Annotated in this window: 1 protein-coding gene; it reads left to right on the top strand. The window is 67.2% G+C overall.

The window, feature by feature from the left end:
• Window positions 1-1713: transcription termination factor Rho (gene rho, locus LQV16_RS23405; RefSeq protein ID WP_229996216.1), on the top strand; the 1713-nt coding region annotated here is incomplete at its 5' end.
• Window positions 1714-1820: the final 107 nt, after the last annotated feature.

Genomic DNA, 1820 nt, shown 5'->3' with positions numbered 1-1820 from the left:
GCCCCGGTAGAAGCCCCCGCGGTTTCCACCGACTCCGGCACGGCCGTTTCCGGGACGGAATCCGGCGACCGCACGAGGCAGCCGCGCACCCGCAACCGCCGCCGCGGCGAAGCCGCAGCCCAGGCCACCGAGGCCGGTGGGCAGAACGCCGTCGAGGCCCAGGCCGAACAGCCCGCCGCCGAGCAGCGTGAACAGCGCACAGAACAGCGCACTGAACAGCGCGAGCAGCGCACAGAACAGCGCACTGACCAGCGCGAACAGCGCGAGCCGGCCAGCGAAGACGGCCAGCGCCGCGACACCCGCACCCGTGGCGGCCGCGACGAAACCGCCGGCAGCCGCGACAACACCCGCGACAGCGATGATATCGACGGCGGAAGCCGCCGGAACCGCCGCAACCGTCGTGACCGCAACGACCGCGGTGACCGCCAGGGCGGCCAGCAGGACAGCCGCGACAACTCCTCGCGCAACGACCGCTTCCGCGACCGCAACGACCGCCGCCGCGGACGTCAGCAGGGACCGGATGTCGACGACGTCGAGGTCACCGAGGACGATGTCCTCCTGCCGGTCGCCGGTATCCTCGACGTGCTGGAGAACTACGCGTTCATCCGCACTTCCGGTTACCTGCCGGGCCCGAACGACGTCTACGTCTCGCTCGCCCAGGTCAAGAAGTACAACCTGCGCAAGGGCGACGCCTGTGTCGGTGCCATCCGTGCACCCCGCGAAGGTGAGGACCGCAGCCAGCAGTCCGCCCGCCAGAAGTTCAACGCCCTGGTCCGCGTCACCTCGGTGAACGGCAAGACGCCGGAAGAACTCAAGGACCGCGTCGAATTCGCGAAGCTCGTCCCGCTGTACCCCTCCGAGCGCCTGCGCCTCGAGACGGACCCGAAGAAGATCGGCCCCCGCGTCATCGACCTCGTGGCCCCGATCGGCAAGGGCCAGCGCGGCCTGATCGTTTCGCCGCCGAAGGCCGGCAAGACGCTCATCCTGCAGTCCATCGCCAACGCCATCACCACCAACAATCCTGAGGTCCACCTCATGATGGTGCTTGTTGACGAACGTCCCGAAGAAGTCACGGACATGCAGCGCACCGTCAAGGGCGAGGTCATTGCCTCCACCTTCGACCGTCCCGCCGACGACCACACGACCGTGGCCGAGCTCTCCATCGAACGCGCCAAGCGCCTCGTGGAAATGGGTATGGACGTTGTGGTGCTCCTGGACTCCATGACCCGCCTGGGCCGTGCCTACAACCTGGCAGCCCCGGCTTCAGGCCGCATCCTGTCCGGTGGTGTGGACTCCGCCGCGCTGTACCCGCCGAAGCGCTTCTTCGGTGCAGCCCGCAACATCGAAAACGGCGGCTCGCTGACCATCCTGGCCACCGCGCTCGTCGAGACCGGCTCCAAGATGGACGAGGTCATCTTCGAAGAGTTCAAGGGCACCGGCAACATGGAACTGCGCCTGTCCCGCCAGCTCGCGGACAAGCGCATCTTCCCGGCCGTGGACGTCAACGCGTCCGGTACCCGCCGTGAGGAAAACCTGCTTTCCCCCGAGGAAGTCAAGATCATGTGGAAGCTGCGCCGCGTCCTGTCCGGACTCGAAACGCAGCAGAGCCTTGAGCTGCTGACCAACAAGATCCGGGAGACCCAGAGCAACGTCGAGTTCCTCATGCAGGTGCAGAAGACGACGCTTGGTGCGAAGTCCGATAACGACAAGTAGCTAAGTAGGGGCGGGGAGCGGATTCCTCGCGTGGTTCGCCGCGCGGGTTTTCCGCCCCCGCCCCTTCGCGTGGAGGCTCGATCCTGACGGATCGGCGCCTCCACGCT

The sequence above is a fragment of the Arthrobacter sp. Bi26 genome (assembly GCF_918697925.1).
Taxonomy (GTDB): domain Bacteria; phylum Actinomycetota; class Actinomycetes; order Actinomycetales; family Micrococcaceae; genus Arthrobacter.
This window is presented reverse-complemented; position numbering and strand designations above follow the sequence as displayed.